This is a genomic window from Pseudomonas sp. PDM09 (genome assembly GCF_014852305.1).
Taxonomy (GTDB): Bacteria; Pseudomonadota; Gammaproteobacteria; order Pseudomonadales; family Pseudomonadaceae; genus Aquipseudomonas.
Map to the genome: position 1 here is coordinate 880,215 of NZ_JACVBI010000001.1, position 25,511 is coordinate 905,725.

At 59.1% G+C, this 25,511-nt stretch carries 26 protein-coding genes; 12 read left to right on the top strand and 14 right to left on the bottom strand.

Going from position 1 to position 25,511, the window contains the following annotated elements; translation table 11 throughout:
• The 7 genes from mmsB to IB250_RS03910 form a co-directional block, all read right to left on the bottom strand.
• Window positions 1-891 carry a 3-hydroxyisobutyrate dehydrogenase gene (mmsB, locus tag IB250_RS03880; RefSeq protein ID WP_192343049.1) on the bottom strand — a complete coding sequence of 297 codons (891 nt, stop codon included), beginning with the start codon at window positions 889-891 and terminating at the stop codon, window positions 1-3.
• 25 nt (window positions 892-916) lie between these two features.
• A complete protein-coding gene (locus IB250_RS03885) occupies window positions 917-1,690 on the bottom strand; it encodes an enoyl-CoA hydratase (protein ID WP_192343050.1) in 774 nt (257 codons plus the stop codon).
• A gap of 45 nt (window positions 1,691-1,735) precedes the next feature.
• Window positions 1,736-3,244, bottom strand: a complete 1,509-nt coding sequence (locus IB250_RS03890; protein ID WP_192343051.1) for a CoA-acylating methylmalonate-semialdehyde dehydrogenase — start codon at window positions 3,242-3,244, stop codon at window positions 1,736-1,738.
• Between the two features lie 102 nt (window positions 3,245-3,346).
• On the bottom strand, window positions 3,347-5,050 hold the full coding sequence (locus IB250_RS03895; RefSeq protein WP_192343052.1) for an AMP-binding protein: 1,704 nt from the start codon (window positions 5,048-5,050) through the stop codon (window positions 3,347-3,349).
• Between the two features lie 367 nt (window positions 5,051-5,417).
• Window positions 5,418-6,668, bottom strand: a complete 1,251-nt coding sequence (locus tag IB250_RS03900) for an OprD family porin (RefSeq protein ID WP_192343053.1) — start codon at window positions 6,666-6,668, stop codon at window positions 5,418-5,420.
• A 173-nt stretch (window positions 6,669-6,841) separates the two neighbouring features.
• On the bottom strand, window positions 6,842-8,491 hold the full coding sequence (locus IB250_RS03905) for a cation acetate symporter (RefSeq protein WP_192343054.1): 1,650 nt from the start codon (window positions 8,489-8,491) through the stop codon (window positions 6,842-6,844).
• The gene (locus IB250_RS03910; protein ID WP_192343055.1) at window positions 8,488-8,817 is read right to left on the bottom strand and encodes a DUF485 domain-containing protein; all 330 of its coding nucleotides are present in this window, start codon (window positions 8,815-8,817) and stop codon (window positions 8,488-8,490) included. The genes IB250_RS03905 and IB250_RS03910 overlap by 4 nt, the downstream gene beginning before the upstream one ends.
• 535 nt (window positions 8,818-9,352) lie before the next feature.
• Here IB250_RS03910 and IB250_RS03915 point away from each other — a divergent pair.
• Together IB250_RS03915 and IB250_RS03920 are read left to right on the top strand one after the other, a co-directional pair.
• Window positions 9,353-10,474: an alkene reductase gene (locus IB250_RS03915; RefSeq protein WP_192343056.1), complete on the top strand. Its 1,122-nt coding sequence runs from the start codon at window positions 9,353-9,355 to the stop codon at window positions 10,472-10,474.
• Between the two features lie 59 nt (window positions 10,475-10,533).
• On the top strand, window positions 10,534-10,845 hold the full coding sequence (locus tag IB250_RS03920) for an ArsR/SmtB family transcription factor (RefSeq protein WP_192343057.1): 312 nt from the start codon (window positions 10,534-10,536) through the stop codon (window positions 10,843-10,845).
• A gap of 293 nt (window positions 10,846-11,138) precedes the next feature.
• Here IB250_RS03920 and IB250_RS03925 read toward each other — a convergent pair whose 3' ends face one another.
• Complete coding sequence (locus IB250_RS03925) at window positions 11,139-11,489, bottom strand: helix-turn-helix domain-containing protein (protein WP_318652625.1); 351 nt, start codon at window positions 11,487-11,489, stop codon at window positions 11,139-11,141.
• Between the two features lie 177 nt (window positions 11,490-11,666).
• Here IB250_RS03925 and IB250_RS03930 point away from each other — a divergent pair, with 177 nt between their 5' ends.
• A complete protein-coding gene (locus tag IB250_RS03930) occupies window positions 11,667-12,518 on the top strand; it encodes an SDR family oxidoreductase (protein WP_192343059.1) in 852 nt (283 codons plus the stop codon).
• A gap of 90 nt (window positions 12,519-12,608) precedes the next feature.
• Here IB250_RS03930 and IB250_RS03935 read toward each other — a convergent pair whose 3' ends face one another.
• The 4 genes from IB250_RS03935 to IB250_RS03950 form a co-directional block, all read right to left on the bottom strand.
• Complete coding sequence (locus IB250_RS03935; RefSeq protein ID WP_192343060.1) at window positions 12,609-13,631, bottom strand: transketolase family protein; 1,023 nt, start codon at window positions 13,629-13,631, stop codon at window positions 12,609-12,611.
• Entirely contained in the window at window positions 13,628-14,476 is an 849-nt protein-coding gene (locus IB250_RS03940) for a transketolase (protein WP_192343061.1), read from the bottom strand. Before IB250_RS03940 ends, IB250_RS03935 begins: the two co-directional genes overlap by 4 nt.
• Window positions 14,477-14,493: 17 nt before the next feature.
• Window positions 14,494-15,795 carry an MFS transporter gene (locus tag IB250_RS03945; protein ID WP_192343062.1) on the bottom strand — a complete coding sequence of 434 codons (1,302 nt, stop codon included), beginning with the start codon at window positions 15,793-15,795 and terminating at the stop codon, window positions 14,494-14,496.
• A 96-nt stretch (window positions 15,796-15,891) separates the two neighbouring features.
• Window positions 15,892-16,641 (bottom strand): SDR family NAD(P)-dependent oxidoreductase, encoded by a 750-nt coding sequence (locus IB250_RS03950; protein WP_192343063.1) that lies wholly within the window; start codon window positions 16,639-16,641, stop codon window positions 15,892-15,894.
• 187 nt (window positions 16,642-16,828) lie between these two features.
• Between IB250_RS03950 and IB250_RS03955 the strand changes: the two genes are divergently transcribed.
• Entirely contained in the window at window positions 16,829-17,746 is a 918-nt protein-coding gene (locus IB250_RS03955) for a LysR substrate-binding domain-containing protein (RefSeq protein ID WP_192343064.1), read from the top strand.
• A 204-nt stretch (window positions 17,747-17,950) separates the two neighbouring features.
• Here the strand turns inward: IB250_RS03955 and IB250_RS03960 are convergent, their stop codons facing one another.
• Complete coding sequence (locus IB250_RS03960; RefSeq protein ID WP_192343065.1) at window positions 17,951-18,436, bottom strand: winged helix-turn-helix transcriptional regulator; 486 nt, start codon at window positions 18,434-18,436, stop codon at window positions 17,951-17,953.
• 304 nt (window positions 18,437-18,740) lie between these two features.
• Here IB250_RS03960 and IB250_RS03965 point away from each other — a divergent pair, with 304 nt between their 5' ends.
• The 8 genes from IB250_RS03965 to IB250_RS04000 all read left to right on the top strand — a co-directional run bounded on the left by IB250_RS03965 (window position 18,741) and on the right by IB250_RS04000 (window position 23,753).
• On the top strand, window positions 18,741-19,136 hold the full coding sequence (locus tag IB250_RS03965; protein ID WP_192343066.1) for a nuclear transport factor 2 family protein: 396 nt from the start codon (window positions 18,741-18,743) through the stop codon (window positions 19,134-19,136).
• Between the two features lie 54 nt (window positions 19,137-19,190).
• Window positions 19,191-19,658: a nuclear transport factor 2 family protein gene (locus IB250_RS03970; RefSeq protein WP_192343067.1), complete on the top strand. Its 468-nt coding sequence runs from the start codon at window positions 19,191-19,193 to the stop codon at window positions 19,656-19,658.
• Window positions 19,659-19,745: 87 nt separating this feature from the next.
• Window positions 19,746-20,159, top strand: coding sequence for a tautomerase family protein (locus IB250_RS03975; protein WP_192343068.1), 414 nt, complete (start codon window positions 19,746-19,748; stop codon window positions 20,157-20,159).
• Window positions 20,160-20,390: 231 nt separating this feature from the next.
• The gene (locus IB250_RS03980) at window positions 20,391-21,011 is read left to right on the top strand and encodes a flavin reductase family protein (RefSeq protein ID WP_192343069.1); all 621 of its coding nucleotides are present in this window, start codon (window positions 20,391-20,393) and stop codon (window positions 21,009-21,011) included.
• A 99-nt stretch (window positions 21,012-21,110) separates the two neighbouring features.
• On the top strand, window positions 21,111-22,007 hold the full coding sequence (locus tag IB250_RS03985; protein WP_192343070.1) for an alpha/beta hydrolase: 897 nt from the start codon (window positions 21,111-21,113) through the stop codon (window positions 22,005-22,007).
• Window positions 22,008-22,037: 30 nt separating this feature from the next.
• Window positions 22,038-22,826, top strand: coding sequence for an enoyl-CoA hydratase/isomerase family protein (locus IB250_RS03990; protein WP_192343071.1), 789 nt, complete (start codon window positions 22,038-22,040; stop codon window positions 22,824-22,826).
• A gap of 215 nt (window positions 22,827-23,041) precedes the next feature.
• Entirely contained in the window at window positions 23,042-23,416 is a 375-nt protein-coding gene (locus tag IB250_RS03995; protein WP_225603256.1) for a hypothetical protein, read from the top strand.
• Complete coding sequence (locus IB250_RS04000) at window positions 23,337-23,753, top strand: transketolase-like TK C-terminal-containing protein (protein WP_225603257.1); 417 nt, start codon at window positions 23,337-23,339, stop codon at window positions 23,751-23,753. Before IB250_RS03995 ends, IB250_RS04000 begins: the two co-directional genes overlap by 80 nt.
• Before the next feature lie 765 nt (window positions 23,754-24,518).
• Here IB250_RS04000 and IB250_RS04005 read toward each other — a convergent pair.
• On the bottom strand, window positions 24,519-25,502 hold the full coding sequence (locus tag IB250_RS04005) for an MDR family oxidoreductase (protein ID WP_192343072.1): 984 nt from the start codon (window positions 25,500-25,502) through the stop codon (window positions 24,519-24,521).
• Window positions 25,503-25,511: the final 9 nt, after the last annotated feature.

A 25,511-nucleotide genomic window follows, 5' to 3' on the forward strand; every position in this document is an offset into this window, starting at 1 on the left:
TCAGGCTTCTCCGCGGAACAGTTTGATGATGGCGGAGAAGTCCAGGCCACCGTTACCTTGCAGGCTGAACGTCTGGTACAGCTGCTGGGCTACAGCACCGAGCGCCACCGGTTGACGCGCATGCCTGGCTGCTTCGGTGGCCAGGCCGAGGTCCTTGAGCATCAGGTTGCTGCCAAAGCCGCCACTGTAACCACGCGAGGCTGGAGCGTTTTCCAGCACGCCTGGGAACGGGTTGTTGATCTCCGAGCTCCAGCAGCGGCCGGTGGAGGTATTGATGACTCCGGCCAGTACCTTGGCGTCCATGCCCAGGGCTACACCCAGGGCCATGGCTTCAGCGACGCCGACCATGGAGATGCCGAGCAGCATGTTGTTGGTGATCTTGGCCACCTGGCCGTTGCCTGCTGCGCCGCAGTGCACGATGTTCTTGCCCATGGCCGAGAGGATCGGCAGGGCCTGGTCGAACACGCTGTCCGGGCCACCGACCATAAAGGTCAGGGTGCCTGCCGCCGCACCGCCGGTGCCACCGGATACCGGCGCGTCGAGCATTGGGTTGCCTTGGGCAAGGGCGTATTTGGCCAACTCGCGGGTGCTCAGCGGGTCGATGGTCGAGCTGTCGATCAAGAGCACGCCTTGGCCAATATTGGCCAGCAGGCCATCCTTGCCCCGATAGACCTGCTTCACGTGCTCGGCGGTCGGCAGCATGGTGATGATCACCTCAACCCTGGCCTTGGCCACGGCGGCGGGGGAGTCGGCGGCGCTGGCACCGGCCTCCACCAGGGTGGCGACCGCCTGGGGGAATGGATCGAAAACGGTCAGGCTGTGGCCAGCCTTGAGCAGGTTGCGGGCCATTGGGCCGCCCATGTTGCCGAGGCCGAGAAATCCGATATGCATGATGGCTACCTTTTGCGAGTTGGATTCAGCGGTGCAGGAAATTCGGCACGCGCTTGTCGACGAAGGCTTGCATGCCTTCCTTTTGGTCGTGGCTGGCAAACAGCGAATGGAACAGCCGGCGCTCGAAACGTACGCCTTCAGTGAGGCTGATCTCTTCGGCGCGGTTGACGCATTCCTTGATCATCATGGCTGCTGGCAGCGACTTGCCGGCAATGCCGCGGGCGACTTCCAGGGTTCGTTCCAGCAACTCTGCGACGGGGAAAACACGGGCCACCAGATTGGCGCGCTCAGCTTCCTCGGCGCCGAGTTGGCGACCCGTCAGGCACATCTCCATGGCTTTGGACTTGCCTATGGCGCGGCTCAGGCGCTGGGTGCCACCAATCCCGGGGATCACACCCAGGTTCAGCTCCGGCAGGCCGAAGCGGGCGTTATCGGCGGCATAGATGAAGTCGCACATCAGCGCCAACTCGCAACCGCCACCCAACGCGTAGCCAGCCACTGCGGCAATCATTGGCTTGCGCCGGGCGCCGATGCGGTCGGCGGCGGCAAAGAAATCGTCCAGATAAATCTGCGGATAACCCAGCGCGGCCATCTCTTTGATGTCAGCACCCGCGGCAAAGGCCTTGGTCGATCCGGTGATGACCAGGCAGCCGATTTCAGGGTCGGCCTCCAGGCGATCAAGGGCCTGGTTCAGCTCGGCGATCAATTGGCTGTTCAGCGCGTTGAGCGCCTGTGGCCGGTTGAGGGTGATCAGGCCCACGCGCTGTTGCACATCGACCAGTAAAGTTTGGTATTCCATCTTTCAGCTCCTGACTGGCCGGCGCTTGGCGTCGGCCAGCAAAGGTCATTTCAGGGTGATGGTGGTGTTTACCGCACCGCTGGTGTCGTCTTCGTCGAACCAGCGCTGGGTGACCGTCTTGGTCTGGGTGTAGAAGGTCACCACCTGCTTGCCGTAGGGGCCCAAGTCGCCCAGCTTGGAGGCGCGCGAACCAGAGAAGGAAAACAGCGGGACCGGCACCGGGATCGGCACGTTGATGCCCACCTGGCCGACATCGATCTCTTCCTGGAAGTGACGGGCGGCAGCGCCGGAGCGGGTGAACAGGGCCGTACCGTTGCCGTTCGGGTTGGCGTTGATGATCTCGATCGCCTCGCTCAGGCTGGCGGCGTGCATGACGCACAGCACCGGGCCGAAGATCTCTTCGCGGTACACAGACATCTGCGCGGTAACGCCGGAGAAGATAGTCGGGCCGACGAAGTTGCCGTCTTGGTAGCCCGGCACACTCGGGTTGCGCCCATCCAGTTCGAGCCTGGCGCCTTCTTCGATGCCGCTGGCGATCAGACCGTTGACGCGCTCCAGGGCGGCGCAGGAAATCACCGGGCCGATGTCGGTGCCCGGCTCGGTGCCGCCATTGATCTTGAGGGTCTTGGTTCGCTCGATCAGGTCTGGCAACCAGGCCTGTGCTTCACCGACCAGGATCACCACTGGCAGAGCCATGCAGCGCTGGCCCGCAGCGCCAAAGGAAGCACCCAGCAGGTTGTTCAGGGTCTGCTGTTTGTTGGCATCGGGCAGGACGATGGCATGGTTCTTTGCGCCCATCATGCACTGCGCACGCTTGCCATTCTGGGTAGCGCGGTTATAGACGTGGGTGCCGACCTTGGTCGAGCCGACGAAGGACACGGCCTTGATGTCCGGGTGGTCGCAGATCAAGTTCACCGCGTCGACGCCACCGTGGATGACGTTGAGCACTCCCTTCGGTACACCGGCCTCCAGCGCCAGTTCGACCAGGCGCATGGTCACCAGCGGATCTTGCTCGGACGGCTTGAGGATGAAGGTGTTGCCGGTGGCGATGGCCATCGGGAACATCCACAGCGGGATCATCGCCGGGAAGTTGAACGGGGTGATGCCGGCGCACACGCCCAGCGGCTGCATCAAGGTATAGGTGTCGACGCCATTGGCGACGTTGTTGGCCAGTTCGCCCATCTGCAGATTGCCGATGGCGGTTGCGTGCTCAACGACCTCTAGCCCGCGGAACACATCACCTTCTGCATCCGGCAGGGTTTTACCCTGTTCGGCGGTGAGCAGTGCTGCCAGTTCTTTGATGTTTTCGCGGATCAGTTGCTGATATTTGAAGAAGATCCGGGAGCGGACGCCAATCGGCGTTTTGCGCCAGGTCTTGAAGGCTTCCTTGGCGCTGGCCACGGCGGCGTTCATTTCTTCGGCGGTGGCGAAGGGGACGCGGGCCAGGACTTCCTGGGTAGCCGGGTTGATCACGTCGCGCCATTGGGTGCTGCGCGATTCGACGAATTCGCCGTTGATAAGAAGCTTGACGCTAGGAATGCTGGAGGAGGTCATTTTCGGGTCCTGTCTACTTTCTTTGAGTCGAGTGAGGCCCCTCGGCCTGATTGGCCGAGCGGTCGCGTTTGAATTCAGAATGGCCGGCTTACCGGCCCGGGTTCAGCCCTTGAGTTGCGGGAAGTCTTCTTCGAAGTATTCCTGGGGGCCTCGTGCGTCGCCCTGGCGACGCTGCACTTCCATTTGCCGCAATTCCACCCGGCGAATCTTCCCGGAGATGGTCTTGGGCAGTTCGCTGACGAATTCGATACGTCGCACCCGCTTGTAGGGCGCCAAATGCTCGCGGGCGAAGGCGAGGATGTCGGCGGCGAGTTCGTAGCTGCCCGGTGCGTCATGGGCCAGGATCAGATAGGCCTTGGGCACTGCCAGGCGCACCGGATCAGGGCTCGGCACCACGGCCACTTCCATCACCGCCGGGTGTTCGATCAGCGCGCTTTCCAGCTCGAAGGGACTGATGCGGTAGTCGGAGGCTTTGAACACATCGTCGGCGCGGCCGACAAAGGTGACATAGCCGTCCTCGTCGATCTGCGCGGTGTCGCCGGTGCGGTAGTAACCGTCGCGCATCACTTCGGCGGTTTTTTCCGGGCTGTCCTCGTAGCACAACATCAGACCGAGTGGTCGCACATCCAGCGGCAGGGCTACTTCACCCTCATTGCCGGGTATGCCATCGGGGTCAAGCATGGTCACTCGGTAGCCCGGCAGCGGACGGCCCATGGAGCCGGGTTTGAGCAGTTGGCCGGGTGTATTGCCGACCAGGGCGGTGGTTTCCGACTGGCCGAAGCCGTCGCGCAGTGGCAAGTCCCAGGCATGCAGAATCTGCTCGATAATCTCCGGATTGAGCGGTTCACCGGCGCCCACCAGTTCACGCAGTTTCAAGCGCTCCTTGTAACTGGCCAGGTCTTCCTGGATCAGCATGCGCCAGACGGTGGGTGGGGCGCACAGGCTGGTGACGCCGTAGCGCTCCAGCGCGCCGAGCAGAGCCGTGGCGCTGAAGCGCGCGACATTGTGGATGAAGATGCAGGCGCCGGCGTTCCATGGTGCGAAGAGGCAGCTCCACGCATGCTTGGCCCAACCCGGTGATGAGATGTTCAAGTGCAGGTCACCCGGCTGCAGGCCGATCCAGTACATGGTCGACAGGTGGCCGACCGGGTAGCTCTGATGACTGTGCAGTACCATCTTCGGTTTGGAGGTGGTGCCGGAGGTGAAGTACAGCAGCATCGGGTCAGTGGCCAGGGTGAGGCCCTCGACTTCGAACTGCTCGGAATATTCGCTGGCTGCGCTGTGCGAGGTCCAGTCGGCGGGGCCCGGGCCGACGCATATGCGGCTGCAGCCTTCACCCAGGCCGACGAACTTGTCGACGTGGGCGCCGCCGACCACAAGGTGGCGAACCTGGCCGCGCTCGATGCGGTCGCGCAGGTCATCCGGGGTCAACAGGGCGGTGGCGGGAATGACCACGGCGCCGATTTTGAAGGCGGCCAGCATGGTTTCCCACAGGGCGACGTCGTTGCCGAGCATCAGCAGGATGCGTTCGCCACGGCGCACGCCAAGGGCACGCAAGTGGTTGGCCACCTGGTTGGAGCGCGAGGCCAGTTGCTGGAAGCTGTAGCGCTGTTCGCTGCCGTCTTCTTCGACGATCCACAAGGCGTTGGCGTGATTGCCCTGCGCCATGGCATCGAAGTAATCCAGCGCCCAATTGAACTCGCTCAGTTGCGGCCAGCGGAAGTCACGCACCGCGGTGGCGTAATCGGTACGGTGGGAAAGCAGGAAGTCGCGAGCGGCAAGGAAGGGTTGGCTGTTGGTATTCATTGTTCTCTCCATCAATCAAGGTGTCGATCGGCGCGGGTGGCGAGTACGAAGCAGTCAAGCGGCGAAGGTGGTATCGCTGCGAGCTGCGGGACGTACGGGACAGGTGCGCAGACCTGATGATGGGGAGACGGCCAGCAAGAATGGTTTCACGGTGGGTTCCCTTGTTTATTTTTATCGGGATTGATCTGATTAGTGACCAGATTTGAATCGAGTATATGCATGCATAAAACAAATATGAATGGCTAAAAAAGCCAGTGTGTTGTGCAAAAATGCATGGGGCTGTTTGGCCCATGACGCGGCAGAACCGCAAGGCGAATGCCACTCACACCGCCAGGCGCTGGGAGTAGCATTCGGCTCGCGTGCGTATTTACCAGAGCTTCAGGGTGTAGCTGACGATCAGGCGGTTTTCATCCAGGTCGCTGCCGAAGTTGGTCGAGCGAACTGTCGCGTTACGCCATTTCACCCCGACATTCTTCAATGGCCCGCTCTGCACCACATAACCAATGTCGGTATCACGTTCCCATTCCTTGCCTTCCGGGCGGTTGCCACCCAGATCGATGTTGTCACCGGTGAGATAGCGGGTCATGAAGGTCAGGCCCGGAATGCCGATGGCCGCAAAGTTGTAGTCGTAACGCGCCTGCCAGGATTTTTCATCCTTGCTGGCGAAGTCGCCGATCTGCACGAAGTTCACCAAAAAGGCATCGGTGCCGTTGACGTAGGCGTAGCCGGTGTCGCCGCTCATGCCTTGATAACCCAGGCCCAACGCATGCCCGCCGAGGTTGTAGGTGAACATCGCGCCAATCGCATTGTTATCGACATTGCTGCCGCCATCATCCGTGGAGCGGGCGAAGCGCAAGTCCGTCTTCAGCGACTGGCCCGTCGTCACCGGCAACACGTAGGTCAGGTTGACCAGGTGCTGGCTGTAGAAGTTGTCGAGGTGACCGTAGCTGTAGCCGGTGGCGAGGTTGCTGGTCCATTTGTAGTTCAGGCTGGCGAAATCGAAACTGTCGCTGTCGAGATGACGTGTGGTGATGCCCTTGGCGCCGGTGCGGGTGATGCCCATGTCCTCGTAATCCGAGGAGTCGCGCTGATTGACCTGCGTCAGTCGCCCGGCATCCACGGTGAGGCCTTCGAGTTCCAGCGAGGTCAACTGGCCGCCCTTGAAGGTTTGTGGCAACAGCCGTGAATCGTTGGCCAATACCGTCGGCAGTTTCGGCAACAGCGTGCCGAGTTTCAGCGTGCTTTTCGAGGCCCGCACTTTAGCGGTCAGGCCCAGTTCGCCGTACTCGTCCTGTGCACCTTTGCTGGTGTCGCGGTGACGTTTGAGCAGGCCGGAGCCTGCGCGATCAGGGCTGGAATCGAGCTTGACGCCAACCAGGCCGATGGCATCGAAGCCGACACCAATTAGCCCTTCGGTGAATCCCGATTCGTAGCGCAGCAGAAAACCTTGCGCCCATTCCTCTTGCTTGGATTGGGCGGCATTGGCTTGGCGATAGTCACGGTTGAAATAGAAGTTGCGTAACTCAAGGTTGGCTGTGCTGTCTGCGAAGAAGTCGGCGTGAGCTTGTGCTGCGAGGCCGCTGCCGGCCAGGAACAGGGTAAGGGTGGTCGGTTTCATTGGATGCCTTTTGTTGTTTTTGTTGTCGACGAGCCGCTCCCGCGCCATTTGGAGTTGGCGAGGGAGGGGCGCTTTTTGGGTGTCCTGCGCCGAGCGGCGCAGGTCGGGCGTAAAAAAGCGCGAAGCAAAGGAGCGGACTCGCGCTAGGGGCATCAGCCCCGGAAAAAGCAGCGTCAGTGACTGCTGGCCATGGAAGCTCCAAGGCCGGTCTGGGCACGGACGAATTGGTCGGCATAGGCGGCGCGCTCGCGGTCGGCGCGCTCGCTGCGGTCAAGCCTGGAAGCGACCACTATGACCAGGAAGGCCAGGGGCATTGAGAACAGCGCCGGTTGGTCGTAAGGGAAGAGCGCTTGGGCATGTCCCAGTACACCGACCCAAACCGACGGCGAGCAGATCACCAGGGCCAGTGCGCTGATCAGGCCGGTCAGGCCGCCATAGAGGGCGCCGCGGGTGGTCAGGCCGCCCCAGTACATGGACATGATCAGTACCGGGAAATTCGCCGAGGCGGCGATGCCGAACGTCAGGCCGACCAGGAAGGCGATGTTCTGGCCCTCGAACAGAATGCCAAGGGAAATCGCAACGATGCCCAGGCAGACGGTGGCAATGCGCGACACGCGCATTTCCTTTTTCTCGTCGGCGCGGCCCTTCTTCAATACCGAAGCATAAAGGTCATGGGAGATGGCCGAGGCACCGGCCAGGGCCAGACCGGACACGACGGCGAGAATGGTGGCGAAAGCCACGGCGGAGAGGAAACCGAGAAACAGGTTGCCGCCCACCGCCTTGGCCAAGTGCATGGCTACCATGTTGCTGCCGCCGATCATGGTCCCGCCCAGCTTACCGTCGACGTAGTACTGTGGATCCGTGCCGACGATGACGATGGCGGTGTAACCCAGGACGCAGACCACCAGGAAAAAGAAGCCGATGAACATCGTGGCAAATAGCACCGATTTACGCGCTTCCTTGGCATTGGGCACCGTAAAGAAACGCATCAGGATGTGCGGCAGGCCGGCGATACCGAACACCAGGCCAAGGGACAGTGACACGGCATTGATCGGGTCGGCCAGCAAGGTGCCCGGCCCCATGATCTGCACACCGCTGGCATGCACCGACACAGCCTGGGCGGCCAGCGTTTCGAAGCTGAAGTCGAAGCGGCTCAGGGCCATAAGCACCAGGGTGGTGCCGCCCGCCAGGAGCAGGACCGCCTTGGTGATCTGTACCCATGTGGTGGCGAGCATGCCGCCGAAGATCACGTAGACCAACATCAACACGCCGACTACCACCACCGCCGTGCGGTAGTCGAGACCGAACAACAGTTTGATCAGTTGACCGGCGCCGACCATTTGCACCACCAGATAGCAGCACACCACGGTCAGCGATCCGAGGGCGGCAAAGCTGCGTACGCGGGTTTGATCGAGGCGGTAGGAGACGATGTCGGCGAAGGTGTAGCGCCCCAGGTTGCGCAAGCGCTCGGCCATCAGGAAGGTGACGATAGGCCAGCCAACAAAGAAGCCAATGATGTAGACGAAGCCGTCGTAACCCTTGGCGAATACCATGCTCGACAGGCCCAGCAGAGTTGCTGCCGACATATAGTCCCCAGCGATTGCCAAGCCATTCTGAAATCCCGTGATACCGCCGCCTGCGCTGTAGAAATCGGCGGCTGAGCGGGTGCGTCGTGCAGCCCACCAGGTGATCAGCAGGGTGGCGAGGACAAAGACGAAAAACATGCCGATGGCGTGCAGGTTGAGCGGTTGCTTCTGCGCGATGATAGGCTCGGCATGGGCCAGCACAGGGCTGAGGGCGAGAAGGGCGGACAGGCGTTTCATGCGCGGGACTCCTGGAGGATCTGCGAGCTGAGCACGTCGAAGTGGGTGTTGGCTCTGTGCACGTACCAGGCGGTAAGTAGCCAGGACAACAGGATGATCGTCACGCCGATTGGCATGCCAAGACTGAGGTGGCTGCCGTCGTACAGCGGCAGGTGCAGCCAGGCAGGGACAAAAGCCACCACCATGATGAAACTATAATAAATAGCCAGAACCACGCCGCTCAATGACCAGGCCAGCACCGCGCGCTGGCGGGTGAGGTGCTTGAAATTGGGATTGGCCCTGACCTGTGCGCAGGTATGGGCGTGGTTCGGATGGTCAGTCGTCATAGTGAGGCTCCGAGTGTGTTTTTTGTTGTTGTTTCCGCCTTTTCAGAGGCAGACGAGTACTCGGGCGACGCCCGTGCGGGGCGTCACCTGAATGCGGGTTGCAGGACTCATTGCCGGTCGAATGAACGTCCGGGGATGGGAGGGCGATGTGGGAAGTCGATGTCGTACCAATGCGTTACGAGCAGTGGCACGAGCCAGCGGTGCACAGTGAGGGTTGCCGTTATTGCGTAGCGGCACAACTGCTTGTGTTCGGCGTATACGCCGACGTTAACCCCTGCGCTCATGCTGTTAGCCCTATATTGTTTTTGTAGTGGCTTACTGGCTAGGAAACGATGCTGGTGGACCAGCTTGATCGCGAGTATAGGGTGGCTTTTTTACAATAAGAATTGACAGAAACGCCTGATTGACATGCAAAAATGCACAGCGAAAAGTCAAGGGAATTGGGAAAACACGAGTGAGCGCGTCGCCACAACACATCAGAACATTCTTATGTGTTAATGTGTTTGCACATTCAACTACCCATACGGGCTCAACAATGTCCTCTCGCAATCTTTTTGACGCTATGAACCTTGGCAGCATGGTGCTTCGAAATCGTATCGTCTTACCCCCACTAACTCGCTCCAGAAGCTCGCAGCCAGGTAACGTACCGAACTCGCTCATGGCAGCGTACTACCGCCAACGCGCTACAGCGGGCTTCATGGTCACCGAAGGCTCTCAAATCGAGCCACGCGGCCAAGGCTATGCTTGGACGCCCGGTATTTACAGTGACGAACAGGTCGAAGGTTGGCGCCAGGTGACCGAAGCAGTTCATGCCGAGGGTGGCACCATCTTCTGCCAACTCTGGCACGTTGGTCGTGTTTCCCACGTCAGTTTGCAGCCAGATAATCAGCCTCCAATTGCACCTTCAGCTATCCGCGCGACCAACGTTAAAGTATTCATTGAAACCGGCCCTAACGAGGGACAGTTAGCAGATCCGAGCATGCCGCAAGAATTGACCACTATCCAGGTCAAGGAGCTGGTAGAGCTTTATCGCCGAGCGGCTCAAAATGCGAAGCGTGCGGGGTTCGATGGCGTTGAGCTGCATTCCGCGAACGGATACCTCATCAACCAATTCATCTCAGAGCACACTAATCGCAGAACTGACGAGTACGGGGGATCACTCACAAACCGGCTGCGGTTCCTGCGTGAAGTGACTGAAGCGGTCATTGGTGTATTCGCAAGCGAGCGCGTTGGTGTACGCTTCGCGCCATTGTTTGAATCGACGGATGAAGAACGGGTCTATTTGGGGCTGGTCGAAAAAGATCCGCACGAGACCTACGTCGAAGCGACCAAAATGCTGGAAGGCCTGCGCATCGGGTACCTTTCAATTGCAGAAGCAGATTGGGACAATAGCCCTGATCTTCCAGACTCATTCCGGCAGGCACTGCGTGATACGTTCTCGGGCCCGATCATGTATGCCGGTAACTACACTCATGAGAAAGCCAAACGTATTCTCTCGACGGGTTACGGCGACTTTTTCGGCTTCGGACGCACGTTCATCGCAAACCCGGATTTACCACTACGTTTCAAAGAAAACCAACCCCTTAACCCCGTAGATCCTTCAACTCTGTATGGCGGTGGGGAGCGGGGATACATCGACTATCCGCACAGCACCTGACAGCGTGCGCGGTCACCCAAATGGGGGCAGCCCCACATTAGAGTCAAGGTTCAAGGTTTATGGAGCTAAGCGAAGCACTTAAGGTCTTGTCTCATCCAACCCGACGAGCTGTACTCGCGTGGCTGGCAAACCCGCACAAGTCTTTCAAGAGCTACAGCCAGCTCTACGACTTCAGCGTATACGGTGTATGCGCAAGCTTGATCCAAGACAAAGCGGGGATGTCGCAACCTGCAACATCCCTTTGCCTGAAGGTTCTTCAAGACATGGATTTCGTGACAGCAACAAAAGTTGGAAAATGGACGTACTACAAGCGCAACGATGAGCAACTTTTTGCCGCGTTGTCCGAATTGCATTCAGAGCTGAACGTCTGAGCTCTGCCCTTAGCCATCACTGTCCGACTGAGATCGAAGGGAGTCTCCTGGCTGGAATGACGCCAGACCTAAGGGCTTGTCTATGGCGTTCAGCAGAGCATTGACGCGAAAGAGATCAGTAGGTTACTGATTTTAGCTGACCCATGTGCAGCCTCTGAAATCCCACGCAAGGTCATCGATTGCTGAGTATTCGGATGGGTCAATGATTTCCGGCGGCTTGGGTCAAAATCGCATCAGCGCCAACAAGCGATGGGCCTCTTGTGCTGGTTCGTGACTTGTTTGCGCTGGCTGGCCTACCGGCCTCTCTCCACGGCTAAAGCCTCTTGTTGACGCAGCACGGCTGCATAGTGCGTCTCCACCCAATCGGCCAGTTCTCGCACCCTTACGGCCGCTTCCCTACCCATAGGCGTCAGCGTGTATTCCACGTGTGGCGGCACAATGTCATAGGCGTGACGCTCCACCATTCCATCGCTTTCCAACAACTGAAGCGTCTGCGCCAGCATTCGTTCGCTGACGCCGCCGATCTTGCGTCGTAGCTGGCTGAACCGCAGCGTGCCAGGCAGCAGAGCAATCAGCACCAATACCCCCCAGCGGCTAGTCAGGTGGTTCAGGATTTCACGCGACGGGCATTGGGGAGTCAGCACGTCGCCACGCCTTAAGCGCTCGGACAAAGGGACTGCTGACGGCTTTTCTGATGATCTTGAAGGAACGCTTGCACTCATACACTTACCTTTTTGTGCGTACTTACTTAAAGTAACTTTATATCCTACAGTCGCTCATGGCTATTTCTTCAACCCTTTCGTTCACCAAGGAGTGACCTCATGAGCATTGCCGTTACTGGAGCCACCGGCCAACTGGGCCGCATCGTCATCGAGAACCTCAAGCAGCGAACCGCCACGAGCAGCATTCTTGCCTTGGTGCGCAAGCCGGAACAGGCAGAAGCGCTGGGCGTTGCGGCAAGGGCGTTCGACTATTCCAAGACCGAGACGCTGGATGCGGCGTTGTCCGGAGTGGAAACCTTGCTGTTGATCTCCTCCAGCGAAATCGGTCAGCGCGCCGCGCAGCACGCCAACGTCATTGCGGCGGCGAAGAGGGCCGGCATCAAGCGCATTGTCTATACCAGCGTGTTGCACGCTGACTCGTCCGTGCTGCCACTTGCCGACGAACACCGCGCAACCGAGGCTGCCCTCAAGGCGTCCGGACTTTCCTACACGCTGTTGCGCAATGGTTGGTACACAGAAAACTACACAGGTTTCGTTGGTGTGGCGCTGGCTAATGGTGCGCTGTTTGGTAGTGCAGGCGAGGGCCGGATTTCGTCAGCGACACGCGAGGATCTGGCCGAAGCCGCCGCAGTGGTGTTGACTGCTGACGGCCATGAGAACACTACCTACGAACTGGCCGGCGATACCTCTTGGACGCTGGCTGATCTGGCGGCGGAAATCTCGAAGCAGACCGGCAAGCACATCCCTTACCGCAACCTCCCGGAAGCCGACTACGCCGCCGCGCTCGAAGGTGTTGGCTTGCCGAAGGATCTTGCCGCAGCATTGGCTTCCTATGACGTCAGCGCCTCCCAGGGGGCTCTCTACGCCAACGAACGCGCCTTGGCTGAACTTATCGGGAGGCCAACCACGCCGCTTGCTATCAGCGTCGAACGTGCGCTAAAGGCGCTCTGACGAACTGCCGGCAAGCAGCAGTTTAAAACAGCGTTCAAGGGATATTTCCTCCTTGCAGGGGGCTGATTCAGCCCCCTGCAAGTTTAAACCCTATAACCAACCTTTAATCTGCGCGCACACAGCCTGGGTGGAAATGCCGTAGCGATCGTGCAACGTCGGAAGCGCGCCAGCATCGAGAAACGCGTCCGGCAGCGCTATTTGCCTGAATGTCGGCGTGACCCCATTGCGCAACAGCACGGTCGCCACCGCTTCGCCCAATCCGCCGATGATGGAGTGGTTTTCCGCAGTCACTACCAGTCGTCCCGGCTTTCTGGCCTCAGCCAGAATGGTCTGCTCATCCAAAGGCTTGATCGTGGGAACGTGTAGCACCGCGACATCCACACCGTCAGCCTGAAGCTCCTTGGCTGCTTCCAACGCGCGCATTGTCATCAAGCCGGTGGCAATGATTAAAACCTCATTGCCCGTGCGCAGGGTTTTGGCTTTGCCGATCTCGAATTTGTAGCCATATTCGTCGAGCACCAGCGGTACGTTGCCCCGCAGTAACCGCATGTAGACTGGCCCTTGATGCGCTGCAATGGCGGGCACTGCCTGTTCGATTTCCAGGGCATCGCACGGGTCGACGATCATCAGGTTCGGCATGGCGCGGAAGATTGCCAAATCATCAGTTGCCTGGTGGCTGGGGCCGTACCCGGTGGTCAGGCCTGGCAGACCACAGACGATTTTGACGTTGAGGTTTTCCTCGGCAATCGCCATGCAGATGAAGTCATAGGCCCGGCGCGAAGCAAACACCGCGTAAGTGGTAGCGAAGGGCACGAACCCCTCCCGAGCCATGCCCGCTGCCGCGCTCATCAACAACTGCTCAGCCATGCCCATCTGGTAGAAACGCTCCGGGTGCGCCTTCGCGAAAATGTGCAGGTCGGTGTATTTGGACAAGTCAGCCGATAAACCCACGATATCCTGGCGCTGGTCCGCGAGTGCGGCCAACGCGTGACCAAAGGGCGCGGATCTGGTGGCCTGACCTTCAGCGGCAATCGAGGCAATCATCGCGGAGGTTGTCAGTTTTTTCTTCAGGGCCGCGGGCGCCTGAGCCGTAGTGTTGGTTGCGTTGCTCATAGCGTTTTGCCTTCTTCGAGGTTGTTCAGGGCCACATCCCATTCATGCTCATCCACGCGGATGAAGTGAGTCTTTTCGCGGGTTTCCAGGAACGGCACGCCTTTGCCCATCTTGGTATCGCAGATGATGACGCGCGGTTGTGCGGCGGGATGGCTGCGGGCCGCGTCGAAAGCTTTGACCAAGGCGTCCAGGTCGTTACCGTCTACCCGCTGGGTGAACCAGCCAAAGGCTTGCCATCGGTCAACGATGGGTTCAAATGCCAGCACCTCGCTGGAGTGCCCGTCGGCTTGCTGGTTGTTCACGTCGACGATGGCGATCAGGTTGTCGAGTTTCCAGTGCGAAGCCGACATCACAGCTTCCCAGGTGGAGCCCTCATTCAGCTCGCCATCCGATAGCAGGTTGTAAACGAAAGAGCTGGACTGTTTGCGCTTCAAACCCAGGCAGGCGCCCACCGCGATGCCCAGTCCCTGGCCCAGCGAGCCGCCGGTGATTTCCATGCCGGGGGTGTATGCGGCCATACCGGACATGGGCAGGCGGCTGTCATCCGAACCGTAGGTTTCAAGCTCATCCAGTGGGATGATTTCAGCCTCGATCAGCGCGGCATACAGCGCGATCGCGTAGTGACCGATGGAGAGGTAAAAGCGATCACGCTGTTCCCACTTGGGGTTTTCGGGCTTGTAGTTCAAGGCATGAAAATACGACACGGCCAGCAAGTCTGCCGCGCCAAGCGCCTGGCCGACATAGCCCTGGCCCTGGACTTGCCCCATGCGCAAGGCATGGCGGCGAATGTTATGGGCGCGCTGCACCAGCGTGGTGGATGACACGCGAGATAAAGTGGCAGTCATGGAAATTCTCCGTTAACTCAACGATTGACCGAAGCGGCGGGAATGCGCAGCACCAAACAAGCACCGATGCACAGCACACCGGTAATCAGGTACATGCCAATGGCGCTCGAACCGGTAGTGGTGGTGATCCATCCAATCAGGTACGGCGAGCAGAACCCCGCAAGATTGGCAAAGCTGTTTATTCCGGCGATCCCGGCAGCGGCGGAGACACCACCAAGCAACGTGGTAGGCAGCATCCAGAACAGTGACGACGCCGACAGCACACCGGCAGCCGCTAGGCACAGGCTCAATACCGACAGCATCAGGTTGCCGCCGAACACCGCAGCCAAAGTGAGGCCGAGCGCGCCGGCAATCATCGGTGCGACCAGATGCCAGCGGCGCTCCTGGTGTTTGTCGCCGCTACGCCCCATCAGCACCATCGCGACGATGGCGCACAGGTAGGGGAGACTGGTGAGCAAGCCGATGTGCATCGGATCGGCAACACCTGCGTTACGGATGAGCGTCGGCAGCCAAAAGGTGATCGCGTACTGGCCCATGACCACGCAAAAGTAGATGCAGGCAAGAGTCCACAGGCGGCGGTCCCGCAGGAATGCCCCGACCGATGCGTGGGTGACTTTGCGGCTGTTGTCCTCGGCCAGCTCTTTGCTGACGAGTGTTTTTTCTTCATCAGTCAACCAGGTCGCCTGGTGAACGCCATCTTTGAGGTAAGCCAGCACCATCAGGCCAACAATAACCGTCGGAATGGCTTCAATCACGAACATCCACTGCCAGCCCGCCCAGCCATGAAAGCCTGCGAACTGGGTCATGATGTAGCCTGAGAGCGGCCCGCCGATCATTCCTGAGAGCGGGATGGCGATGAACCACAGCACGGTCATTTTTGCGCGGCGGTAGGAGGGGAACCAGTAAGTGAGGTAGAGCAGCAAGCCCGGCGCGAGACCCGCTTCGGCGATCCCGAGCAGAAAGCGCAGCGTATAGAACTGCCAGGCCGTTTCCACGAAGGCGAAGAGGGCGGAGATGATGCCCCACGAGATCATGATGCGCGCGATCCAGCGCCGAGCACCGACCTTGTGGAGGATTAGGTTGCTTGGCACTTCGCAGAGGAAATAGCCAAGAAAGAACACGCCAGCGCCAAGCCCGTATACGGTCTCGCTCAGGGACAGGTCATTCATCATCTGAAGCTTTGCAAACCCGACATTTACCCGGTCCAGGTAAGCGCACAGGTAGCACAACATCAGGAAAGGCATCAATCGCCAGGCAGTTTTGCGATACGCGCTTGAGCGCACTGTGGACACAGCGTCGAGCGTCATGGTGGTCATCATGATGGTCTGATCTCTTGTTTTTATAGAACGCCGGGCTTGAGGCCCGACGTATCTTCGATCCAGAACTTAATGGGCAGCGGGTGGTTACACCTGTCGTCAGTGGATCAACATGCCGCCGTTTACATCCAGCGTGATGCCGGTGAGGTAAGAGGACAAGTCGCTGGCGAGAAACAGTGCCGCATTGGCAACATCCTGCGCTGCGCCCAGCCGGCCCAGCGGGATGCTTTCGATGATCGCGTGGCGGCGATCATCCTGCATCAGGCCGCCGGTGATGTCGGTATGGATCAAACCTGGCGTGATGGAGTTGACGCGAATGTTGTCCGCGCCAAATTCGCGCGCCATGGCCTTGCCCAGTCCGAGCACACCGGCTTTCGCTGCGCTGTAGTGTGGGCCGCCGAAAATGCCGCCACCGCGCTGGGCCGATACGGATGACATGCAGACGATGCTGCCCGAAGCCTGAGTGCGCATCACCGGAATGACCGCCTGCGACATCAACAGCGTGCCGCGCAGGCTTACATCCAGAACCTTGTCGTAATCGCCCGGGCGTATGTCCAGGGTCTTGATTGGCTGCGTGATGCCGGCATTGTTGATGAGTATGTCGATACGGCCGTAGTGCTCGACAACCTTGGCGACGGCTGCTTTGACTTGCATCTCATCGGCGACGTTGGCAGCCAGGCCCAGATGGCCTTCGCCGAGGGTGGCCGCAGCGTCGCGGGCGGCGGATTCGTCGAGATCCAGGATCACAACGCGGGCGCCGTGTTTGGCGAAGGTGACAGCCGTTGCGCGGCCGATACCACGTTCGGATGCAGCGCCAGTAATAATCGCGACTTTGCCTTGAAGAAGCATGAGGGGTACCTCTGATTGTTTTTATGGTTCGATTCAGCGATCGATGACTCAGAGTGGCTCCCGTCGACATGCCGAGCAATAACGCAAACGTCACTGCTACATGAATAAAATTCAGCACTCGTCAATGCAGACCGCAAATGCTTGAATGGCACTACCCGTTCAAGACCAAAAAACAGGCTGAATACTGATGCGCCAGGACGATATCCCTTCATCCAATCTGCCACCGCTGAGAGCAATTCAAGCCTTCGAGCAGACCGCCCGTTTTGGCAACCTGGCAAGAGCAGCCGAAGTGCTGGACCTCACGCCATCAGCGATCAGCCACCAACTGGCCAAACTGGAGGTCATGATCGGTCGACAGTTGTTTGTGCGGGCAGCGCGTGGGGTGACGCTGACACCAGTGGGTGAGCAGTACTTGAAGGACATTTCCGGTTTATTGCAGAGCCTTGAGGTCGCTACCGAGCGGGCAGCGAGTGACGTGAGTCTGGATTGCCTGCGGCTGCATTCCTCCCCCAGCTTTGGCTTGCTCTGGCTGATGCCCCGGTTGGAGTCATTTCGCTTGACCAACCCGGACATCCAAATCAATTTGTCTTGCTCTTACGAATCGCTGCATTTCAGCCAGGACAAAATCGATGTCGATATTCGCCACGGCCGGCCTAACTGGCCCAGCTATGAAGTGCGCACCTTGCGCAACGAGAGTTTCGCTGTGCTGGCCTCGCCCAAGCTGATCGCGCGCTGCGCGGTATACAACGCAGCTGATCTTCTGGCTGAAGACCTGATTCTTTCCGAAGCGACCTTGCTCAGATGGCCTGAGTGGTTCGCTCAGCATGGCCTGGCGCGCCCCGAAAGACCCTACGCTTTGAGTTTCGACCGATCCTACATGAGCCTGGAAGCAGCGAGTCACGGTTTGGGATTCGCTCTCGAAAGTACGCTGCTGGCGCAAAAATACCTGGCCAGCGGTTCGCTGGTTGAGGTCGCCCCTGAAGCGTTGAGCTCTCCGGTAGCCGCCCACCATTTAGTGTTCCCCAAGGCACACTCCAGTTTTCCCAGAGTCAGGCGATTTTTGAGCTGGATGGAAGGGGAGTTAGGGCATAGCTTCGTGTTTTAGAGTTATGGCCTTCCGAGGGGTGACTACCGTCATTTCGACAATCGAACGCGATCATTGACCCATTCGAATACTCAGCAATCATGACTTTGCGTGGGATTTCAGAGGCTGCACATGGGTCAGCTAAAATCAGTAACCTGGGTCAAAATCGCATCAGCGCCAACGCTTTGCACCACATGGTGGATGTCATGACGCCAAAGATTGGTACTAAGTAGCGATTGCCTGCTCGTCGTCGGCCCGAAGCTTGTCCAATACTGAGCGCGCCGGACGCGGTGCACCGAGATGCAGATAACGTAGCTCATCCATAAAGGCACTCCAAAGTGAAGGGCCGCCCTTTTCCAGCACCTCCGCGCGCAAAGACGCTTCCTTGCTCGGATGCGTATGCCGAACGCCCCAGGCAGCCATATGTGCGAGCAGAGGTACAAGCTGTATTGCCGCTTCCGTGAGGCTGTAAATTCCTTTCTGCTGATGTTTCGGATCCGGACATCGTGTCAGCAGGCCAGACGCGGTCAAGTGCTTCAGTCGACTTGCGAGGATGTTCGTGGCGATGCCTTCCTGGTTTTGCTCCAGCAGGGCGCCATAACTGCGTCTGTTCTCGAACATAACATCGCGGATAACGATCAGGCTCCAGCGGTCGCCGATCTGCTCAAGCGTCAGGTTGATCGGGCAGCCCGATCGTCTTGTTTGCTGCACTGCTATTCCCCTTAAATTTCCACTTGCATTATGCAAGTAGCGCAAATATTATTCAACCACTTGCACTTTGCAAGCGCTAAAAGAATCGAACATCTGGGTTTTTCAACACGGGTAACAGCGGCAATTCGGTGCTGCGTATGGCCGAAATGCGGTAACGGCGACATGGCACGATGAGCTGGCGTTTCGCCGAAGATCATTACAGTTGTACGGACCAACATCTCCCACCACACAGCGGTGGGAGATGGCGAAATTTAATCCGCCTACCCTCCCTCAACCCAACAGATAACGAAGAGAGGACAAACCAATGAGCACCGAAGAGAGAAACAGGAATTTCGTGCTGGAAGCGTTTGATACGCTGTTCAACAAGCGCGACTATGCCGCGGCCGAACGCTTCTGGTCGCCCGACTATATCCAGCACAGTGCTTATATCGCGCCCGGTCGCGAAGGCCTGTTTGATCTCGTCAAGGCAGCGCCCGCCGAGTTTCGCTACGAAAATGGGCTGGCCGTGGCCTCGGGCGATTATGTCGTACTTCATGGCCGCTTCTCAGGATTCGGCGCCCCGACAAACTGGATCGTGGTCGACATAGTCCGCATCGAAAACGGCCAGCTCGCCGAACACTGGGATGTTATCCAAGACGAGGCCACGCGCGACGGTTCGAAAAGTGGGCTCCCGATGTTTGGCGACAGCTTTCCGAACTGATCCTACTGCGCCGCCCCTGGCGGCGGCCGCCAATTTTTCCTGAGGACAATTACCATGACTGATGCAAAAACATTGCTGTTAGACCTTCTTGCCGTTGTCCCCGACGGCAAGAAATGTGCTGAGCTGTTCGCCGAGGACGGCGTGCTGGAACTCCCATTCCTCCATTCGCTCGGTATTCCGACCCGCCATCAGGGGCGCGAAGCCATCGCGGAGCTCTATGATTTTGTCGGCGGCAACCTTTATCCCGGCTTCAGCTTCAAACCCGAGAATACCACGGTGCTGATCGACACGAAGGATCAGGTGTACGCCGAATATCTGGCGGAAACGCGCGCGGCGTCGACCGGACGTCTCATCCATCACTTGTTCACGGGATACCTCGTTGCCGAGGGCGGCAAAATCAAGTTGCTTCGCGAGTCTCTTAACACGGTGGCCGCGGCACAGGCACTCCACCCAAACGGCGCTGCTGACCTGCCGCCACCGGAGGCGGAGATTTTCTCGGTTCCTCCGGGATATGAAAGCTAGGGTTGCCGAGGCCGCTGAGGCAGCGCACACATCGAAACGCACTTCATCGCCTCATTTAACCTGAACAACACCACCGAGGAAACACTCATGCCAATATTCCACGCCCACATTCCAGCTCAAAAATTCTCTAGCGAAGAGAAGCGCGCGCTGGCGGACGCCTTGAATCTCGCTCTTCATGAAGCCATGGATACGCCTATGGATGACCGTTTCGTCATCATCAGTGAGCACAAGGACGATGAGCTTTTCATCCATCCGACTTTTCCTGACATGAAGAGATCTGACAAGCGCATGGTCGTAACGGTGACGATAGGCACAAGCAGGACAGTGGAGCAGAAACGCAAACTCGCGGAGTTGGTCACCCGTTACGCGGTAGAAAAGGCGGGCGTCAGTCAGGACGATATCAGCCTGATCATGTATGCCGTTCCCTTGGAAAACATGAGCTTTGGCGGTGGCAAGCTGGTCACTGACATTGACCTCTCCATGCCTTGGGTAAACAAGTAAGAAATACGAAAGCCGCCCCGTTCTTTAGAAACGGCGCAGCAGAATTGACTCGAAACGGATGTCTCGTTCGTTTCTCAGGAGTGGGGCTCATGCGGCTCCGATCCGACACCATGTTCTGGACGGGTATCGGGATGAATGCAGCCATCACTTCGACCATGGTGTTGCGCACGCGCACCGAGCCGGAGGCACTGTAGGCGGCAGCTCTTGCGCTCGTCCCCAAAGAGGTAAGCTATGACCGATTGGCATTTCTACGAACCGGCACAGGGACATTCCCTGCGGCACGATCCGCTCAACGCCATCGTCGCTCCGCGCCCGATCGGCTGGATCAGTACTGTCTCCAACGACGGCGTACGTAACCTTGCTCCCTACAGCTTTTTTAACCTATTCAGCTACAAGCCGCCGATTATCGGCTTTTGCTCGCTTGGCGCGAAGGACTCGCTCGCCAATGCGCGTGCGACCGGCGAGTTCGTATGGAATCTGGCGACGCGAGAACTCGCCGAGGCGATGAACGCCTCTGCGGCGATGGCGCCAGCGGACGTCGATGAATTCGAGTTGGCCAAGTTGGAGACGCTGCCCTCCGTAAAAGTACGGCCATCGCGCGTTGCGGCTAGCCCGGTGCAGTTCGAGTGCGTGGTCACCCAGATCGTGCAGCTTGAGGCGCAAGGCGGTGCTGCGCTGCCGGCGTGGCTGGTGTTGGGCGAAGTAGTAGCGATCCACATTGATCAGCAACTGATCAAAGACGGCGTGTATCAGACTGCGCATGCGCGCCCGATCCTGCGCGGAGGTGGGCCGGCCGACTACTTCGAAATCGGCGCGGAGCAGCTCTTCACGCTTGAGCGACCAGGCAATTGACCTGGCATCGAGTGACCGAGGCAAGGGTGGAAGGCATGAACTGCCACTGCGCATAGGGTTTACGGCGCCGCCTGACCTCTTTCTACAAGGAGAACTTCCATGTTTCGACGTACCGATATCGCGTTCGAAGCCGAGGGCGGCGTCACGCTGCGCGGCTGGCTCTATATTCCCACCGGCGGCACCGCCCCCTATCCTGCCATCACGATGGCGCATGGTTATGCCGGCGTGAAGGAGCACGGCCTGGAGCCATTCGCTGAGAAATTTGCCTCCAACGGCTTTGTCGTCCTCCTGCACGATCACCGCAACTTCGGCGCCAGCGAAGGCACGCCGCGCCAGGATATCGACCCATGGTGTCAGATCGCCGATTGGCGGCGCGCGATCAGCTTCCTCGAAGACCAGGACGCCGTCGACGCGAAGCGCATCGGCTTATGGGGCACGAGCTATTCCGGCGGTCACGCACTCGTGCTTGGCGCAACCGAACGCCGCTTGCGTGCGGTCGTCGCGCAGGTGCCGACGATCAGCGGCTTCGAGCAAGGACTGCGCCGCATTCCGCCAGATGCTGTCGCCGCCATCGAGGATGCCTTCACGGCGGACGAGCGCGCGCAAGCACGCGGCGAGCCGCCGCGTAGGCAGGCAATCGTCAGCGCCGATCCGGCCGTCCCTGCTTCGTACCGCACCAAGGAAGCCATCGAGTTCTATCTGCAGCCCGTACCCGACGGCGCCTGGGAGAACAGCGTCACGGTGCGCTCGACGCGCGCTGCGCGCATGTACGAACCGGGCACGTGGATTGCGCGCGTGTCCCCCACGCCGCTGCTGATGATCGTCGCGCTGCAGGACACGATCACGCTGACCGATCTTGAGCTGGCCGCCTATGAGCGTGCCGTTGAGCCAAAGCGCCTCGTGACGATTCCCGGCGGCCACTTCGATCCGTACATCACCAGATTCGATCAATCAAGTACCGCCGCGCTGGACTGGTTCAAGGAACACCTCTTCTAACCTCAACTAGCGACCACGCAGGAGCCCGACATGTCTCATCTCACCCATACCATCGAGAACGGCATAGCAACGATCATTCTTGATCGCTCGCCGCAAAACCGCATCGACGACCAGATGGTTGACGAACTGGCTACGGCAGTCAGCGCGATCGAACGCAGTGACGCACGCGTCGTGCTGGTGCGCGCCGAAGGCGAGAGCTTCAGCTTTGGCGGCGACATCATGTCCTGGCCCGATGACCCCCCCCGCCAGTTGCGTGCACGCTTCGAGGGTTACATGGACGTCTTCAATCGCTTCGAACGTCTGACCCTGCCTGTCATCGCCGTGGTGCAAGGCTTGTGCGCCGGCGGTGGTTTCGAACTGGCGTTGCGTGCCGATGTAATCTTTGCCGCCGAAAGCGCAACATTCTGCCATCCGGAACAGTCGCTTGCCTTAGTGACCCTGTTGGGCGGCATCTACCGCGTCGCCGAACGTGCAGGACGCGTACGAGCCATGGAATGGGCGCTGACTTCCGAGCGTGTCCCCGCCGCGACGATGGAGCGCTTCGGCGTAATCAACCGCGTCGTCGCCGATGCCGAACTGTTTGCAACGGCGCATGCGTTCGCCGCGAAGTTTGTGCATGGCCCCACACGCGCCCACGCAGCTCACAAAGCCTTGCTGCGAGCCTGGGCCAACGGCGGTGTCCAAGCGGCCGACGATGTGATGTTCAACATTGCCATGCCCTTGTTCGAGACAGAAGACGTGAAGAACGGGCTTGCTTCGGCCATCAAGGCCCTGAAGGCCGGTACGCCGCGTCTGGAGCTCGAATTCAAGGGGCATTGATTTCCCATACGCAAACCGACTCAAGGAGAGGAACATGTACAAATTGCTAGCGCGGGTAGGCGAGGTGCATGAAAGAATCGGTGCGCTGGAAGCGGCATGAACCGCACAGCGTCACTATCGTTACCGGGGCGCACTACGGGCGCTGAAGGCTGTTCAGTGCCTACAAACATTCCTCTATCGCCATTGCCACGGTGGTCTACCACGTTCAGCCGTTCATGCTGGTCGGTCTGGGTGTGCTGTTTTTCGCTGAACGCCTCAGCGCCGCCAAGGTTGGCTGGCTGCTGTTGGCCTTCGCCGGGCTGATGCTGTTCGTGTCCGCCAAGGGCAGTGGGCAGGCCACCGGCGCCGACTACTTGCTCGGCGTCTGCCTGGCCCTGGCTTCGGCCTTTTTCTACGCCGTGGCGGCGGCGATCACCAAGCGCCTCAAGGACCTGCCCGCGCACCTGATCGTGCTGATCCAGATGGTGGTAGGCGTGCTGGTCCTGGCCCCGTTCGTGTGTGATCAAGGGCATGTACCTGCTCGATACACTGGACGCCGGGTCGGACGCGCCGTTGGTGCGCCTGCTTGGAAGCGGCGCGATCCTCAATGAAGTGCTGGCGGCGGCGAACCGGCTGCGCGAGCAATGGGGCGTGACGGTGCAGGTCTGGAGTGTCACCAGTTTCAGCGAGCTTGAACGCGATGCCAGGTCTGCCCAACACGCGCGTCTGGCGGGTGCGCAGACGACACTGGGACATGTCGAGCAATGCCTGGGCGGGTCCGCGCCGGTCGTGGCGGCGACGGACTATGTCAGGGCCTATGCGCAACTCATCGCTCCCTATGTCAGTGCGCCGTTCAAGGTGCTGGGCACGGATGGCTTCGGCTGTTCAGACACCCCCGGCGCGCCCTGCGGCGTTACTTCGAGGTGGACAGCCAGGCGATCTGCCTGACGGCTCTGCAGGCACTGGTGGAGCAAGGACGCCTGGCCGCAGACACGGTCGCCAAAGCCCGTCGTATCATGGACGGTACGGATAATCGCCATGCTTGACCGCCTTGGATAGCCAGGATTGACCTGGGTGGTGTTCCAACTCAGCTACCTGTGGCTGTGGCTGTGGCTGTGGCTGGTGTGGCAGGTGCTGTCATATGACCTTGCGGGTTGGCGTACCTTGCTGGTCGCCACCCCATCTGGCTCAGCGGCAGTGCCTGCAGCTCTTTTGCGGGCCGTTGTGAGTGCCCGGTCATCCAGCGTTTAAGTGTGCGACGGCTTGAATCAAAGACTCTCAGGGTCCCCAAAGAACATTTTGACTGGGCTCTAGGGTGGGTATTTCAGCGACAAGAATAGAGGTGATGCCCCCAATTTTGCCCCCAGTCGCAGCGGGTGCGTGGGCGATCGCGACTGGCGATTTCTGACGTGGACCAGGTTGGTCTTCAGCGACCTTCAGTGTACGGTCCAGGCGGTGAAGGCACGAGCTGATTGGACATTTCTCAAGTTTGATCACCCACCGTACGCCCCGAGATGCTAGGGAAACGGGGCGATATCTCTCGTAATTTGAATCATCGGAAGCTGAAAAGCACTGAAACCGTCGAGTCCAGACTTACCAAGTGAATTTGGTTTTAGTAGAAGAAAAAAGGGCCCTACGAGGGGCCCTTTTTGTTCGCGGAGACTGGTAGACATTAGGCCCAAGTGAAAGGCAATGGTGCCTGAGACGATGCAATCAATTATTGACGTTAACCACAACCCGTCCGCGTACTTGGCCGGCGAGCAGTTGCTTTGCCGTCTGAACAACCGCGTCCAAACCAATCTCTCGCGTTACTTCTTTTAAGATAGAGATATCAAGATCTCGTACCAGACGATCCCAAGCTGCGATCCGATCTCTTCGCGGACGCATCACGCTGTCGATACCAGCCAGTGTCACCCCACGCAAAATGAAGGGGGCAACGCTGGCAGGTAAGTCCATCCCTTGCGCGAGTCCGCATGCCGCAACGGTGCCTCCATAACAGGTGCTGGCACATACGTTGGCCAGCGTATGGCTACCAACCGAATCAATCGCGCCTGCCCATCGTTCTTTGGCAAGTGGGCGACCTTGCCCGCTTAAGACTGAGCGATCAATGATCTCCGAGGCGCCAAGCCTCTTTAGGTAATCAGATTCTTCAAGACGACCAGTTGAAGCCACTACGGTGTAGCCCAAGCCAGCGAGGAGGGCGATAGCGAAACTGCCAACGCCACCATTGGCTCCTGTCACCAATACTTCGCCCGTATCCGGTGTCACGCCGTTACGCTCCAAAGCGAGCACCGAGAGCATCGCCGTATAACCTGCTGTGCCAATTGCCATGGTTTGTTGCGCGGTGAACCCGCGAGGCAGTGGAATAAGCCAGTCACCATTGACTCTAGCCTTTTGAGCTAGGCCACCCCAGTGCGCTTCACCCACGCCCCATCCATTAAGCAGCACATTGTCACCGACCTTGAAGTCAGGATGGCTACTTTCCTCAACCGTCCCCACCAGGTCGATACCAGGCACCATCGGAAACTTGCGTACAACCGGGCCTTGTCCCGTTATCGCCAGTGCGTCTTTGTAGTTGAGGGTGCTATAAGCAACACGAACCGTCACATTACCGGCAGGCAGTTGTGCTTCGTCCAAGCTGGCTAATTTTACGAGACTGCTAGTGTCATTTTTTTCAATCAGAATGCCATGGAACATAAGGTTTTC